Source organism: Reyranella sp. GW821-FHT12G01, from assembly GCF_058806575.1.
Map to the genome: position 1 here is coordinate 384280 of NZ_JBXAPV010000001.1, position 13819 is coordinate 398098.

A 13819-nucleotide genomic window follows, 5' to 3' on the forward strand; every position below is an offset into this window, starting at 1 on the left:
CGCTAGCCCGCGTGCAGGTGACAGGCGACGGCGCGGCCGTCGTCCATCTGCCTGAGCGGCGGATCGACAGTCTTGCAGACATCCATCGCCTTGGGGCAGCGCGTGTGGAAGCGGCAGCCCGGCGGTGGCCGCATGGCGCTGGGGATTTCGCCCGCGATGATGTCGGCGCCGCGCGCGGCTTCCAGTTCGGGATCGGCGATCGGCACGGCGGCCAGCAGCGCCTGCGTGTAGGGATGCAGCGGGTCCTTGTAGAGCTGGACCCTCGTGGCGATCTCGGCAATGCGGCCGAGATACATGACGGCGATGCGATCGCTGATATGGCGCACGACGCTGAGATCGTGGGCGATGAAGATGTAGGTGAGGCCGAGCCGCTCCTGCAGCTCCATGAACAGGTTCACGACCTGCGCCTGGATCGACACGTCGAGTGCCGACACCGGTTCGTCGCAAATCAGGAGCGTCGGCTCCAGCGCGAGCGCGCGGGCGATGCCGATGCGCTGGCGCTGGCCGCCGGAGAATTCGTGCGGATAGCGCTCGGCCATGTCGGGCAGCAGGCCGACCATCCTTAAAAGATCGGCGACGCGGGCGCGGTACTTGTCCTGATCCGACGCCAGCCCGTGCACGACCAGCGGTTCGCCCACGATGTCGGCCACCTTCATGCGCGGGTTCAGCGAGCCGTAGGGATCCTGATAGACCATCTGCATGCGCCGCCGGATCGGCCGCATGCGCTTGCGGTCGTGGCGCGTGATGTCCTCGCCCTCGAACTCGATCTTGCCTTCCGTGACGTCGAGCATGCGCAGGATGGCGAGCCCGGTCGTCGACTTGCCGCAACCCGATTCGCCCACCAGTCCCAACGTCTCGCCGCGCGCCACGCTGAAGCTCACGCCATCGACCGCCTTCACCGTGCCGACCTGCTTGCGCAGGATCGCACCCGCCGTGATCGGGAAATGGATCTTCAGTCCTTCGACTTTCAGGACGGGATCAGGCGGCGAGGCGGTCATGGAAGAAGCACGCTGAGAAATGGTTGGGGGCGCTCTCGACCAGCGGCGGCCGTTCGCTGCGGCAGCGATCGGTCGCGTCCTTGCAACGCGGGGCGAAGGCACAGCCCGGCGGCAGGGTCGCGAGATCCGGCGGCTGACCCTCGATCGGCACCAGCGGCCGGTCGGTATCGCCGTCGAGGCGCGGCACCGAAGCCATCAGGCCGCGGGTATAAGGATGACGCGGGGTCTTGTAGAGCTGGCGCGCCGGAGCGGTCTCGACGATGCGGCCGCCATACATCACCACGACCCGGTCGGCATAGCGCGCCACGACGCCCAGATCGTGGGTGATCAGGATCATCGCGGAGTTGGCCTCGCGCGTCAGTTCCTTGAGCAGCGCCAGGATCTGCGCTTGCACCGTAACGTCGAGCGCCGTCGTCGGCTCGTCGGCGATGATGAGCTGCGGCTGGCACGCCAGCGCCATGGCGATCATCACCCGCTGGCGCATGCCGCCGGAATACTGGTGCGGATAGGACGAGAGCCGGCTGCGCCCGTCGGGGATGCGCACCTTGCCCAAAAGCTCGGCGGCCTTGTCGAGCGCCTTGGCCCACACTGTCTTGCGATGCAGGTTGATCGGCTCGCCGACCTGCATGCCGACGGTGAGCGCCGGATTGAGCGAGCTCATCGGCTCCTGGAAGATCATCGCGATGCGGTCGCCGCGGATGGCGCGGATGCCGGCATCGTCGAGCTTCAGCAGGTCCTTCCCCTCGAAGAGGATCTCGCCCTCCTCGATCTTGCCCGGCGGATCGGGGATCAGGCGCAGGATCGAGAGCGCGGTCACGCTCTTGCCCGAGCCCGATTCCCCAACGATCGCCAGGGTCTCGCCGGCGGCGACGTCGAACGACACGCCGTCGACCGCCCGCACCGTGCCGCGATCGGTGCGGAAGCGTGTCGACAGGTTACGGACGCTGAGAAGCGGAGCGGTCATGGGCAGAAAATCACTTGCCCATCTTCTTCTTCATGTCCTGGTCGACCCACATGCGGGCGTAGATCGGGCCGGGACGCACCGCGCCGGCGCGCAGCTCGCCGTTGTAGCCCTTCACCCACGGCCACCACGCCGTATAGATGTAGGGCGTCGGCAGCCAGATGTACGGCGTCTTCTCGAGGATCTCGCGCGTGAGTTCCTTGATCATGACCTGGCGCTTGGCCTCGTCCCTTTCGAGGTACATGTCGGCCACCTTCTTGTCGAAGGCCGGATCCGAGTACTGCGACGGGTTCCACACTTCCTTGGTGACGAAGCTCTTGCGGATCGTCGTCGTCGGGTTGGTGTGGCCGTTGTTCATGAAGTAGCCGGCGGCGTTGGTCTTGGTCGTCATCGCCGAGAGGAAGGCCGCATATTCCATCGGCTGGATCTCGAGCTTGACGCCCACCGCCTCGAGATAGGCGGCGACCAGCGGCAGCAGGTCCATATGGTCGGGATTGCACGAGCAGACCTGGACCTTGAAGCTGAAGCCCTTCGGCACGCCCGCTTCGGCCAGCAGCTTCTTCGCCTTCTCCGGATTGAAGGTGTACAGCTCGCGCACCGATTCCGGCATCGCCTCCAGCGGCTCGTAGTAGCCGAGATAGTCGGGATGCTGCGGATAGGCGAAGAGCTCGGCGTTGCCGCCGTAATAGGCCTTCACGATCTCCTGCTTGTTGACCGCCATGTTGAGCGCGCGGCGGACACGGATGTCGTCGAACGGCTTGGTGTCGACCCGCATCGCCAGGAACTGGCCGCTCATGGCGAGCCAGCGCGACCATTTGAGCTGCGGCGTCGACTTCTTGAGGTCGTCGGCCGCGCTCCAGCGGATGTTCTCCAAGAGGTCGAGCTTGGCGGTGCGCAGCGCGGTCAGATACGTCGCCTCGTCCTTGATGGTGCGATAGACGACCTTGTCGAGGAACGGCAGCTTGTATTCGACGCCGTCGATCTTCTCCTTGCCCCAGTAGATCGGGTTCTTGGAGTAGGTGTTCGAGCTGCCCTGCACGAAGTCGCTCAGCATGAACGGGCCGGTGCCGTTCACGTTCTTCCAGTTGGTGGCGCCGGCGTCGGCGACTTCCTTCGGCGTGATGGTCGAGTAGTAGCCCCAGCCGAAGCGGTAGTCCCATTCGGCGTTGAAGTACTTGAAAGTGAAGACGACCGTGTACTTGTCGGTCGCCTCGACCTTCTCGACGTGATCGAAGTAGCCCGCGATCTTCTTCGGACTGTTGGCCAGGCGGTTGAAGGCGAAGACGATGTCCTCGGCGGTCAGCTCGCGCTCCTTCATGACCCCGGGCTTCTCCGGGAACATCACGCCCTTGCGCAGGTCGATCGTGAGCTTCAGCGGATTGTCGCTCCACACCCACTTCTCGGCCAGCTCACCGCGGATCGCGTCGGAGGGCAGCCAGGCGTCGGCATAGAACGGATACTTGCCGCCATTGCGCTTGCTCTGGGAGAGGTCGGCGGCGAAGAGCTGCTCGTAGAACTGGCCGGTATCGTGGTTCAGCTTCCAGTTCCAGTCGGCCGGATCGAAGGACAGCGCCGACAGCGTCACATAGACCGTGCCGACTTCGAGCGTGCCGCCGTACTGCGGCTTCTCGGCCTGCGCCTGCGCGGTTCCGGCAAGCGCCAGACCCAGCGCGCCGGAAAGGAGGCCCTTGGCCCACGTCTTCATCTTCATCGTGTTTCCTCCTCGTGCTTCTTTTCTTGTCTTCGTCAGCGTGAGCCCCGCATGCGCGGATCCAGGAGATCGCGCAGGGCGTCGCCGAACATGTTGGTGGCGTAGACCACGACGGTGAGGCAGAGGCCGGGCGCCAACGCGAGCCATGGCCCCTGCAGCATGAAGGTGCGGCCACTGCCCGACAGCAGGCCGCCCCAGGTCGGCGCCGGCGGCGGCACGCCTAGGCCGAGGAACGACAGGCCCGACTCGGCCAAGATCACGGTGCCGACGCGCGTCGTGAACAGCACGATCACCGGCGCCATGACGTTGGGCAGGATGTGCCGCCACAGGATGCGGAAGGTCGAGGCGCCGGTCGATTGCGCGGCATGGACGTACATGTTCTCGCGCACCGACACGACCGCGCCGCGGATGATGCGCGAGCCGGCGATGCCCAGCAGCAGGCCCAGGGTCACGATGATCTGCGGCATGCCCGGCCCGACCACCGACACGACGACGATCAGGATGATCAGGTCGGGGAAGCTCATCCAGGCATCGACGAAGCGCTGCAGCACGAGGTCGAACTTGCCACCGAGATAGCCCGAGACGATACCGAGGAAGACCGAGATCGCGGTGGCGATGCCGGCGGCGCAGAAGCCGATGATGACCGAGAGCTGGGCGCCGTACAGGCAGCGCGAGAGCATGTCGCGGCCGAGATTGTCGGTACCGAACGGGAATGCCCACGAAGGCGGCTTGAGCCGGTTGAGCGGCGAGATCTGGTTCATGCCATAGGGCGCCAGCACGCTGGCGAAAATCCCGCAGAACAGGAACAGCACGAACACGATCGCACCGGCCGCGCCCAGCGGCTTCTCGCGGAACAGCCGGCCGATGAAGTGCAACACGGGCCCGCGCTTGCGGCGCGGCTTTATAGCGACGGCGGTCTCCGCGACGGAGGTCATCAGCGGTACCTCACCTTGGGATCGAGCAGGCCGTAGCTGAGATCGACCAGAAGATTGATGAACATCACCGCGACTCCCACGATCAGGAACACGCCGGTGATGATCGGATAGTCGCGCTGGCTCACCGCATCGAGCAGCAGCAAGCCCATGCCGGGAATGACGAAGATCTGCTCCATGATCACCGCGCCGCCGATCAGCAACGGCGCCTGCAGGCCGATCAGGGTCACCACCGGGATCAGCGCGTTGCGCAGCGCATGCCGCGCCACGACAAGCTTCTCACCGAGACCTTTGGCCCAGGCGGTGCGGATGAAGTCCTGTCGCAGCACTTCCAGCATCATGGTGCGCGTCAGGCGCATGGTGATGGCAGAGAGTGCACAGCCCAGGATGATCGACGGAATGATCATCTGGCTGAGATTGGCGATCGGGTCTTTCGAGAAGGGCACGAACTGGATGGGCGGCGACCAGCCCCACCAGATCGACGGGAAGACCATCACCATGGTGCCCAGCCAGAAGCTCGGCACCGCCAGCATCAGGATGGAGAAGGAGCGCGCCACATAGTCGCCCGGCGTGTCCTGGCGGATCGCCGAATAGACGCCGATGGGAATGGCGACCGAGAGGCCCACGATCAGCGCCATCAGGCCCAGTTCGAAAGTAACGGGCAAGCGCTGCAGGAGCTGTTCGCTGACCGGCGTGCTCTGCCAGAGCGAGCGGCCGAAATCGCCATGGAACAGGATCGAGCCAACCCAGCGGCCGTACTGGACCCACATCGGCTGGTCGAGACCGAGCGCCTTCTCGAGCTGCTCGCGCCCCATCTTCCCCGCCGAGATGTCGTTCTGGCTCAGCATCAGGTCGATGACGTCGCCGGGGATCATGCGCACCGTCACGAAGACGATGAGGCTCGCAAAGAACAAAGTCGGAATCAGAGCCAGTACGCGACGGACGATATAGGCCTGCATCAATCCGTCCCTTGGACGAGATCGAGCAGGGTCCGGTCAAACGCGCGCATGGGTGCTATATGGCTCACCCTGTCCATCCTCCCGCAAAGACGCTTCCTCAGTCGCCCGTTCGTGCGGGCGATCTATTGGCGACAAGCTGCCGGGATTGCAGGCGGACTGTCAATTAAAACGGATGGGCGAGGTGAAAACCTTCGCCGTAACGCTCGCCGGTCAGCGAGCGTCGATCAGTTTCTTCAGGGCCGTCGAGATCCGCCCGATACTGTAGGCCGACGGATGCCCGTCATGCGGGATCATCAGTCGCGCGGCGGTCTCGCCCCGAGTGGCATCGGCCACGCTCAGCATCGGCGCGCCGATCTTGCGCAGCCGCACCAGCGTGTCGACGAGCAGCGGCTGTTCCACCTTGGAATCGCCGTAGCGGTTCTGCGTGGTCTCGTCGGGCCAGGAGTAGATGATGATGAGCGGCGCACCGAACTTCTCCTGCGCGTCGGCCTTCAGCTTGGCCATCATCGCGAGGAACAGCTCGATCTGCTCTTCCTGCCGCTGGCGCTGGCCGATCGCCTCGATGAAGGCGAACTGCTCGCCCAGCAAGTAGTGCAGGCCGGCGAGCGGATCGCGCCAGCGATGCTCGTTGAACGAACCGGTGAAGCGCAGCTTGCCGTTCTCGAGGACATAGCGTGGCGAGGAGCCGAGCCACGAGCCGTCGCCGGTCACGCGCTGCAGATGGGCCGGGATGATCCAGGTCACGACCGCCTTCACCTTGCCGGCGGTGTAGCGATCGTAGAGACCGGCCTCGAAGGCGCGGACGAGATGGTTGGGCCCGTAACCCGGCACGCCGAAATTGACGGTGCGCGCGTCCGGCGCGTTCTGTGTCGCGAACTGCGATGCCACGGTCTGGTCGTCGGCCAGTCCCTGGCCGAAGATGAACGAATCGCCGATGAACAGGTAGGTATCGGCCGGTGCCGGCGCCGGCGGCGTCACGCGCGCCGTCGTGTCATCGAAATGATAGGTCTGGCGGTAGACGAGTTCGTCGCCCCAGGTCGCGGTGGCGATCACTTCGCTGTCCGGCTTGGGCCGGAAACCCAGGATCGGATCGGGCGGCGGCCACCATTGCGGGATCGTGCGCGTCACGACCCCCATGTTCACCGCCTTGGGCGACAGGAAGCCGGCAAAGAGATCGAGCGCGACGAGGCTGAGCGCCAACGCCGTCGCGAGCAGCGCGCCGCTGCGCCAGCGATTGCCGTTGAACAGGACGACGCCCACGATGCCCAGCACCGCAGCGGCCACGGACGCCCACAGCGCGGACCGCAAGGCGAGCCCGATCGCCAGGACCACGAGCAGGAAAGCGCCTAGAAGCCAGAAATTGCGAAACCTGCCGGCCATTGACCTGATGCCGTTCTCTTCGGATAGGCTGGGGTGTAGGCGTTCGAAAGGGAAAACTCAATGAGCAGACAACTGCCGCTGCAGGGCCTCCGGGTGCTCGACCTGGCCAGCTTCATCGCCGGCCCGGTCGCCTCGACGGTGATGGGAGACTACGGCGCCGAGGTCATCAAGATCGAGCCGCCGGGCGAAGGCGATCCGCAGCGCAAGTTGGGCCAGGCCCATTCGATCCCGCAGCATCCGGTCAACTTCTGCTGGCACATGACCAACCGCAACAAGCGGTCGGTGGTGCTCGACCTCAAGAACGACGAGGGCCGAGCCGCCTTCTACCGGCTGGTCAAGACCGCCGACGTGATGGTGGTGAATTTCCCGCTGAAGGTGCGCGCGCGGCTGAAGATGCGTTACGCCGACGTGGCGCCGCTCAATCCGCGGCTGATCTACGCCTCGATGACGGGCTACGGCGAGGCCGGGCCCGATGCCGAGCAGCCCGGTTTCGACTCGACCGCCTTCTTTGCCCGCTCCGGCCTGCTCGATGGCCTTACCTACGAAGGCGGACCGCCGGCCTTCTCGCTGCCGGCGCAGGGCGACCAGATGGCGGGCATGAACCTGTTTGCCGCCATCTCGATGGCGCTGCTGCACCGCGAGCGCACCGGGGAAGGCAGCGAGGTTGGCACGTCCCTGCATGCGAGCGGCTTGTGGTCCAACGCCATCCTGGCGCAGGGGGCGCTGCTGGGGTCGTTCGTCTCGCCGCGTCCGCCGCGCACCAAGCCGCGCAGCGCGCTCGCCAACCAATACCGCACCTCCGACGGCCGCTGGATCCAGCTCACCATCGTGCGCGAGGACAAGCTCTGGCCCGAACTCTGCCAGGCCCTCGAGCGCACCGACCTGATGGACGATCCGCGCTTCGAGACGACCGAGAAGCGGCGCGCCCATGCGCCCGACCTCGCGGCAATCCTCGATCCGGTGTTTGCCGGCCGGCCGTGGCCGGAGTGGAAGGAACGCCTGCGCAAGCACGAGATCACCTTCGGCCTGCTCGGCATCCTGCGCGACGTGCCCGACGACGAGCAGGCGGTCGCCAACGGCGCGGTGATCGGCACGAGCCAGGCCGACATGCCGCGCACCATCTCGCCGCCGATCCGCATGTCCTTCGCGCCCGAGCCGGCGACGCCCGGACCGGGACCGGGTCATGGCGAGCACACGGACGAGGTGCTGGGCGAGCTGGGCTACAGCACCGCCGAGATCGGAAAGCTGCGCGAGGCCGGCGCTATCGGCTGACAATCATTCGGACCGCGGGCCTCCAGGCCCGCTCAAATCATGATGCGGGCTCGCGCGGGGTAACCCCCGCGCTGAGGAGGCCCGCGGTCCTATGATTCCGGAATCGTGCGGTCGACCTGCCAGGTGGCGGCCGTGACGGTGGGATCGAGGCTGAGGCGACCGACGATCTGTTCCAGCGCCGCATTGTTGCGTTTGGCGGCAACGACCTGCGCGGTCACCGTCACCTTCGACGTGTCCGCGATATCCTCGCTGTCGAGGCGGCGCAGGCCCAGTCCCGCCTGCGACAGGGCGTTCAGCAGCAGCGAACGCATCTGCGCTTCCTCGGCGCCACGGCAGACGACTTCGACGGTGTAATGCGTTTCGACGTTGCTGTTGGTCAGCAGGCGGCTGTTCACCCGCCGCACCAACGGTCGCAGAATCAGGTTGGTGGCGATGATCATGCCGGCCGCCAGCACTGCCGGCCCGCCATGCCCCGCCCCCGCCATCGTGCCGACCATCGCCGAGCACCACAGCGTCGCCGCGGTGTTGAGCCCATGCACGTTGACGCCTTCGCGCAGGATGACGCCGGCACCCAGGAAGCCGATGCCGGTCACGACCTGCGCGGCCACGCGCGTCGGATCGCCGGCGCCGACGAGGCCGGAGAAGGTGACGAAGCCCGCCGCGCCCAGCGCCACCAACGCATTGGTGCGCAGGCCCGCCATCTTCTGGTTCCACTGGCGCTCGAAGCCGATGGCCGAGCCCAGCAGCAGCGCAACGCCGAGGCGCAGCGCGGTCTCGCCGAGTTCCATCAGGTCGAAATGCATCGTGCGTCCTCCTCGACGCTCAGCCCGGATTGTCGAGGCTGAACACGTCGCTCAGCTCGTCATAGGCGAAGATCTCGCCGAAGCGGCCCCAGGACGTGACCGTCCGCAACGTCTGCGCAGCAAACGACTCCGACATGTGGTCTTCCAGTTCCCCACGGAAACGATCGCCCGGCGCGCGATGGGTGTCGCGCTCGTCGAGCACACGGCGGATGTGCGAGGCGATCGGCACGTAGCTCGTGAGATGCTGGGCGAACAGCTTCTTGCGGCCGTCGGGTTCGAGGCCGACGAACCGCCGGCCCGCTTCGGTGAGCTTGATGTCGCCCTCCGCCAGATCGGCGAAGCGCAGGACATGCAGCACTTCGGCGACCGGGAAGAGATTGTCGACTTCCATGTGCAGGTCGGCCGCCAGCTCCGGCAGGCCGGCATGGCCTTCGTGCGGCTCGGCGGCGACGGCCTCCAGCAGACCCGCGATCATGTTGGGCGAGACGCGCGGCAGCAGCATCGCGAGACCGGTGCCGAAGAAATGCCCCTGCCCCGCCTTGCCGTCGCTGCGCGCGGTCATGGTGGCGTAGAGATCCTCGACGATCTGCCGGAACGCCGGGTCGAGGCGGTTGCGCGGATGCGGCAGGTCGATCTTGATCTCGGCCGCGACGCGACCGGGATTGGATGCGAACACCAGCACGCGGTCCGACAGCAGCACCGCCTCTTCGATGTTGTGCGTGACGACGGCGATGGCGGAGATCGGCAGGCGACCCTCCATCCAGAGTTCCATGAGATCAGTGCGCAGCGTTTCGGCCGTCAGCACGTCGAGCGCGGAGAAGGCCTCATCCATCAGCAGCACGGTGGGCTCGACCACGACCGCGCGCGCGATGCCGACCCGCTGGCGCATGCCGCCCGACAGCTCCTTCGGGTAGGCGCTCTCGTAGCCATCGAGGCCGATCAGGTCGATGGCGGCCAGCGCGCGGCGATTGCGTTCGGCCGGCGGCACGCCCTGCGCCTCCAGGCCGATCTCGACGTTCTGCAGCACGGTGAGCCAGGGAAAGAGCGCGAACGACTGGAACACCATCGCGACCTCGGGCGAGGGTCCGGCGACAGGCTTGCCGTCGATCCGCACCTCGCCGCCGCTCGCCGGCATCAGGCCCGCGAGGATGCGCAGCAAGGTCGTCTTTCCGCAGCCGGAGCGGCCGAGGAAGGACACGATCTCCTTGCGGCCGAGCGTGAAGGTGACGTCGCCCAGCACCAGCACGTCCTCGCCGCTGCCCTTGGGATAGACCTTGCGGATATGGTCGACGCGGACCAGCGTCGCGTCCTGCACGGGGTTCGTGATCGAATCCATGAGGCTTCTCCTACTCGAGCCTGAAGCGGTTCTCGGCGAGACGGTAGAGCGGTCGCCACAGGACGCGGTTGCAGGCGGTCACCATCAGCGACATGACGACGATGCCCAGCACGACGCGGGGATAGTCGCCGGCCGTCGTGGCGTCCGCGATATAGGCGCCGAGGCCCTCGGCGCGCAGATGGGTGTCGCCCCAGCTCACCACCTCGGCGACGATGCTGGCGTTCCATGAACCGCCGGCCGCCGTAAGCGCGCCGGTCACGTAATAGGGCAGGATCGACGGGATGCCGACCTTGCGCCACCACGACCAGGAGCGGATGCGGAACAGCGCCGCGGCGTCGCGCAGGTCGGTCGGGATCGCGCTGGCGCCGGCGATCACGTTGAACAGGATGTACCACTGGGTGCCCAGGATCATCAGCGGGCTCAGCCAGATGTTGGGATCGAGCCGCAGGCTCACGATCGCCACCACGGCGACCGGAAACACGACGTTCGCCGGGAAGGCGGCGAGGAACTGCGCCACCGGCTGCAGGCTGGTGGCAAGGCGCGGCCGCAGGCCGATCCACACGCCGATCGGCACCCAGAAGAGGCTCGCCAGCGCGATCAGCACCAGCACGCGGATCAGGGTCAGCAGTCCGTCGAACAAGGCGATGCGCAGGTCGTCGAGGCCCAGCTCCGAGCGCGTGTACATCGCGATGTGCCAGAGCGCGTAGGCCGCCAGCAGGGCCAACACGCCAATCCAGACCTTCTCGCCGGTGCCCGAGGGTGTGCCGAACTTCGGCCGGGTCGGCGCGCGGGTGAGCGGCGTCGGCAGCAGCGAGATCCGGTCGGCCACTGAGGCGAAGCCGCGGACGAGGTGCGGGCGCACGCGGCTGCGGCGCCAGAAATCGTAGAGCCAGGAATGCGGCTGCGAATCGGCGGCCGTCTGCTCGAAGCGGAACTTGTCGGCCCAGGCGACGATCGGCCGGAAGATCAGCTGGTCGTAGGCCAGGATGACCGCCGCCATCATCGCGATGGCGAGCAGCACTGCCTGGATGTCACGCGCCTGGATCGCCAGCGCCAGCCACGAGCCGATGCCGGGCAGCATTACCGTTGTGTTGCCGACCGTGATGGCCTCGGAGGCGACAACGAAGAACCAGCCGCCGGACATCGACATCATGGTGTTCCAGATCAGGCCGGGCGCACCGAACGGCACGTCGAGCCGCCAGAAGCGCAGCCACGGCGAGAAGCGGTAGTGCCGCGCCACCTCGTCGAGATCGCGCGGCACCGTGCGCAGCGACTGGTAGAAGCTGAAGGCCATGTTCCAGGCCTGGCTGGTGAAGATGGCGAAGATCGCCGCGCACTCCGCGCCCATCACGCTGCCGGGGAAGAGCTGCAGGAAGAAGGTCACGGTGAAGGTGAGGAAACCCAGCACCGGCACCGACTGCAGGATGTCGAGCGCGGGGATGATGACCAGCTCGGCCTTGCGGCTGCGTGCCGCCAGGGTCGCCACCACGAAGGTGAAGATCAGCGAGCAGATGATGGCGGCGAACATGCGCAAGGTGGTGCGCAGCGCGTATTCGGGCAGGCGCGCGACGTCGAGCGTGACCGGCACGGTCTCGAGTTGCGCGGCCGGTGCATTCATCTCACGGAAGCCGTGGGCGACCAGCACGAAGACGCCGATCACCAGCAGGAAGATGGCCGCGTCGTAGAGATTGGGGCGGAAGCCGGTACCGCTCACGCCAAGCGGCGTGGTGGCCCGGCGGCCCTTGTCTGGTCTGGATACGAGCATGCGCGCTTTCCCAAAATCCGCAGAAGGCACGGCGCCCGCCCTACCCGTCGGGGCCGTTCTAAGACGGTAGGCTTTCGGTTTTGTGAATGCGCGTCGTTACGTCGCCCGGCAAGAGGCGGGCGACGGCCGTCGGGGGGATCGGGTCAGCCGGCCTTGCCGAGATGGCGCCTGATGTCGGCGATCAGGCCGGCATCGGCGGGATCGTCGCGGCGTCGCGGACGCGGCGTGTCGATCGTGCGGTCGATGACTGCCCGGCCCGGCGCGCCCGCCAGCACGACCACCCGGTCGGCCAGATAGGTCGCTTCCTCGATATCGTGGGTGACGAACAGGATGGTCTTGCCGGTCTGCTGCCAGATGCGGGTCAGCTCGTCCTGCAGCCCCTCGCGCGAGATCGCGTCGAGCGCGGAGAACGGCTCGTCCATCAGCAGCACCTCGGGCTCGACGGCGAGCGCACGCGCCAGAGACACGCGCTGACGCTGGCCGCCGGAGAGCTGGTAGGGCCAGCGATTGGCGAGGTCGGCGAGGCCCACGATGCCCAGCGCCTCGACCGCCTTGGCACGGCGCTGCGCTTTCGAGAGCCCCGAGCCTTCGAGGCCGAAGGCGACATTGTCGACGACGCGGCGCCACGGCAGCAGCCGCGAATCCTGGAAAACCAGCGCCACCGGCTGGCGCGCGGCCGAGCGGGTCGAGACCGACACCTTGCCGGCGCTGGCCTTGGCCAGGCCGATCAGCACGCGTAGCAGGGTCGACTTGCCGACGCCCGAGGCGCCGACGATGGCCACGAACGCGCCGCGCGGGATCGCGAGGTCGAGGCCGCGCAGCACCTCGGTCCGACGGCCGTCGCGCTCGAAGGTGAGCGCGAGGCCGGAAATGTCGATCACGCTTTCCATCGGAGCAGCCAGTTCTGGGTGACGAGGAACAGCGAATCGAGGATGCCGTAGAGCGCGGCCATGGTGAGCATGTAGACGACCACGATGTCGGTCGCGAGCAGCGACGAGGCCTCGATCATGCGGTTGCCGAGGCCCGGCACGCCGAAGATCTCGGCCGCCACCACCGCCATCCAGGCCTGGCCCAGCGCCGTGCGCAGGCCGACGAGGATGCCGGGCATCGCGGCCGGCAGGTAGATCTTGAACAGCTTCTCGAACGGGCCGCGGAAGCCGAACGCCTCGGCCACTTCCACGAGGTCGCGATCGACCCCGCGCACCGCGCCGTGCGCGGCGAAGAACACGATCCAGAACACCGACACGGCGATGATGAAGACGGCGGCCTTGGGCGTGACGCCGAACCAGATGATGGCGAAGGGCGCCCAGGCGAGACCGGGGATCGGCCGCAGCAGGCGCACCACCCACGAGGTCAGGTCCTCGGCGATCCTCGACATGCCGGTGAGCACGCCGACCGCGACGCCCAGCACCGCGCCGACCACCAGCCCGATGCCGTAATGGCTGAGGCTGCCGGTGACCGCCTTCAGCCACATGCCGGAGTCGAGTTCGCTGCGGAAGGCCTCGGGGATCGCCAGCGGGCCCGGCAGCATCATCGGATTGACGAGGCCAAGCGACGGCACCGCCTGCCAGATGAACAGGAAGGCGAGCAGGCCCGCAGCACCAAGCCCGATCGAGCCAAGCGCGCCGAGGCGCGCGCGGCTCGGCGCGGACGAGGCCGGCAGTTCGGCGGTTTGAGTGAGGGCCATCGGCCTATCCTAGCC

General features: G+C 67.0%; 12 protein-coding genes. 1 reads left to right on the top strand and 11 read right to left on the bottom strand.

Translation table 11 applies throughout. The features are described 5' to 3' along the window. Nucleotides 1-2 precede the first annotated feature (2 nt). From AC1RP5_RS01850 to AC1RP5_RS01875, 6 genes are all read right to left on the bottom strand, one after another. Nucleotides 3-998 carry an ABC transporter ATP-binding protein gene (locus AC1RP5_RS01850; RefSeq protein ID WP_493108860.1) on the bottom strand — a complete coding sequence of 332 codons (996 nt, stop codon included), beginning with the start codon at nt 996-998 and terminating at the stop codon, nt 3-5. Next, entirely contained in the window at nt 979-1962 is a 984-nt protein-coding gene (locus tag AC1RP5_RS01855; RefSeq protein WP_493108861.1) for an ABC transporter ATP-binding protein, read from the bottom strand. Before AC1RP5_RS01855 ends, AC1RP5_RS01850 begins: the two co-directional genes overlap by 20 nt. A 10-nt stretch (nt 1963-1972) precedes the next feature. Then, nucleotides 1973-3670, bottom strand: a complete 1698-nt coding sequence (locus AC1RP5_RS01860) for an ABC transporter substrate-binding protein (RefSeq protein WP_493108862.1) — start codon at nt 3668-3670, stop codon at nt 1973-1975. A 35-nt stretch (nt 3671-3705) separates the two neighbouring features. Beyond that, nucleotides 3706-4605: an ABC transporter permease gene (locus AC1RP5_RS01865; RefSeq protein ID WP_493108863.1), complete on the bottom strand. Its 900-nt coding sequence runs from the start codon at nt 4603-4605 to the stop codon at nt 3706-3708. After that, complete coding sequence (locus AC1RP5_RS01870; protein WP_493108864.1) at nt 4605-5561, bottom strand: ABC transporter permease; 957 nt, start codon at nt 5559-5561, stop codon at nt 4605-4607. The genes AC1RP5_RS01865 and AC1RP5_RS01870 overlap by 1 nt, the downstream gene beginning before the upstream one ends. A gap of 210 nt (nt 5562-5771) precedes the next feature. Beyond that, on the bottom strand, nt 5772-6941 hold the full coding sequence (locus tag AC1RP5_RS01875) for a hypothetical protein (protein WP_493108865.1): 1170 nt from the start codon (nt 6939-6941) through the stop codon (nt 5772-5774). A 60-nt stretch (nt 6942-7001) separates the two neighbouring features. Between AC1RP5_RS01875 and AC1RP5_RS01880 the strand changes: the two genes are divergently transcribed. Continuing rightward, nucleotides 7002-8213 carry a CaiB/BaiF CoA transferase family protein gene (locus AC1RP5_RS01880; protein ID WP_493108866.1) on the top strand — a complete coding sequence of 404 codons (1212 nt, stop codon included), beginning with the start codon at nt 7002-7004 and terminating at the stop codon, nt 8211-8213. 89 nt (nt 8214-8302) lie between these two features. Here AC1RP5_RS01880 and AC1RP5_RS01885 read toward each other — a convergent pair whose 3' ends face one another. The 5 genes from AC1RP5_RS01885 to AC1RP5_RS01905 all read right to left on the bottom strand — a co-directional run bounded on the left by AC1RP5_RS01885 (nt 8303) and on the right by AC1RP5_RS01905 (nt 13804). Continuing rightward, entirely contained in the window at nt 8303-9016 is a 714-nt protein-coding gene (locus AC1RP5_RS01885) for an MgtC/SapB family protein (RefSeq protein ID WP_493108867.1), read from the bottom strand. Nucleotides 9017-9035: 19 nt separating this feature from the next. Then, nucleotides 9036-10352, bottom strand: a complete 1317-nt coding sequence (locus AC1RP5_RS01890; RefSeq protein ID WP_493108868.1) for an ABC transporter ATP-binding protein — start codon at nt 10350-10352, stop codon at nt 9036-9038. Nucleotides 10353-10362: 10 nt separating this feature from the next. After that, nucleotides 10363-12117, bottom strand: coding sequence for an ABC transporter permease (locus AC1RP5_RS01895; RefSeq protein WP_493108869.1), 1755 nt, complete (start codon nt 12115-12117; stop codon nt 10363-10365). 143 nt (nt 12118-12260) lie between these two features. Next, on the bottom strand, nt 12261-13007 hold the full coding sequence (locus tag AC1RP5_RS01900) for an ABC transporter ATP-binding protein (protein WP_493108870.1): 747 nt from the start codon (nt 13005-13007) through the stop codon (nt 12261-12263). Then, on the bottom strand, nt 12995-13804 hold the full coding sequence (locus AC1RP5_RS01905) for an ABC transporter permease (RefSeq protein ID WP_493108871.1): 810 nt from the start codon (nt 13802-13804) through the stop codon (nt 12995-12997). The genes AC1RP5_RS01900 and AC1RP5_RS01905 overlap by 13 nt, the downstream gene beginning before the upstream one ends. Nucleotides 13805-13819: the final 15 nt, after the last annotated feature.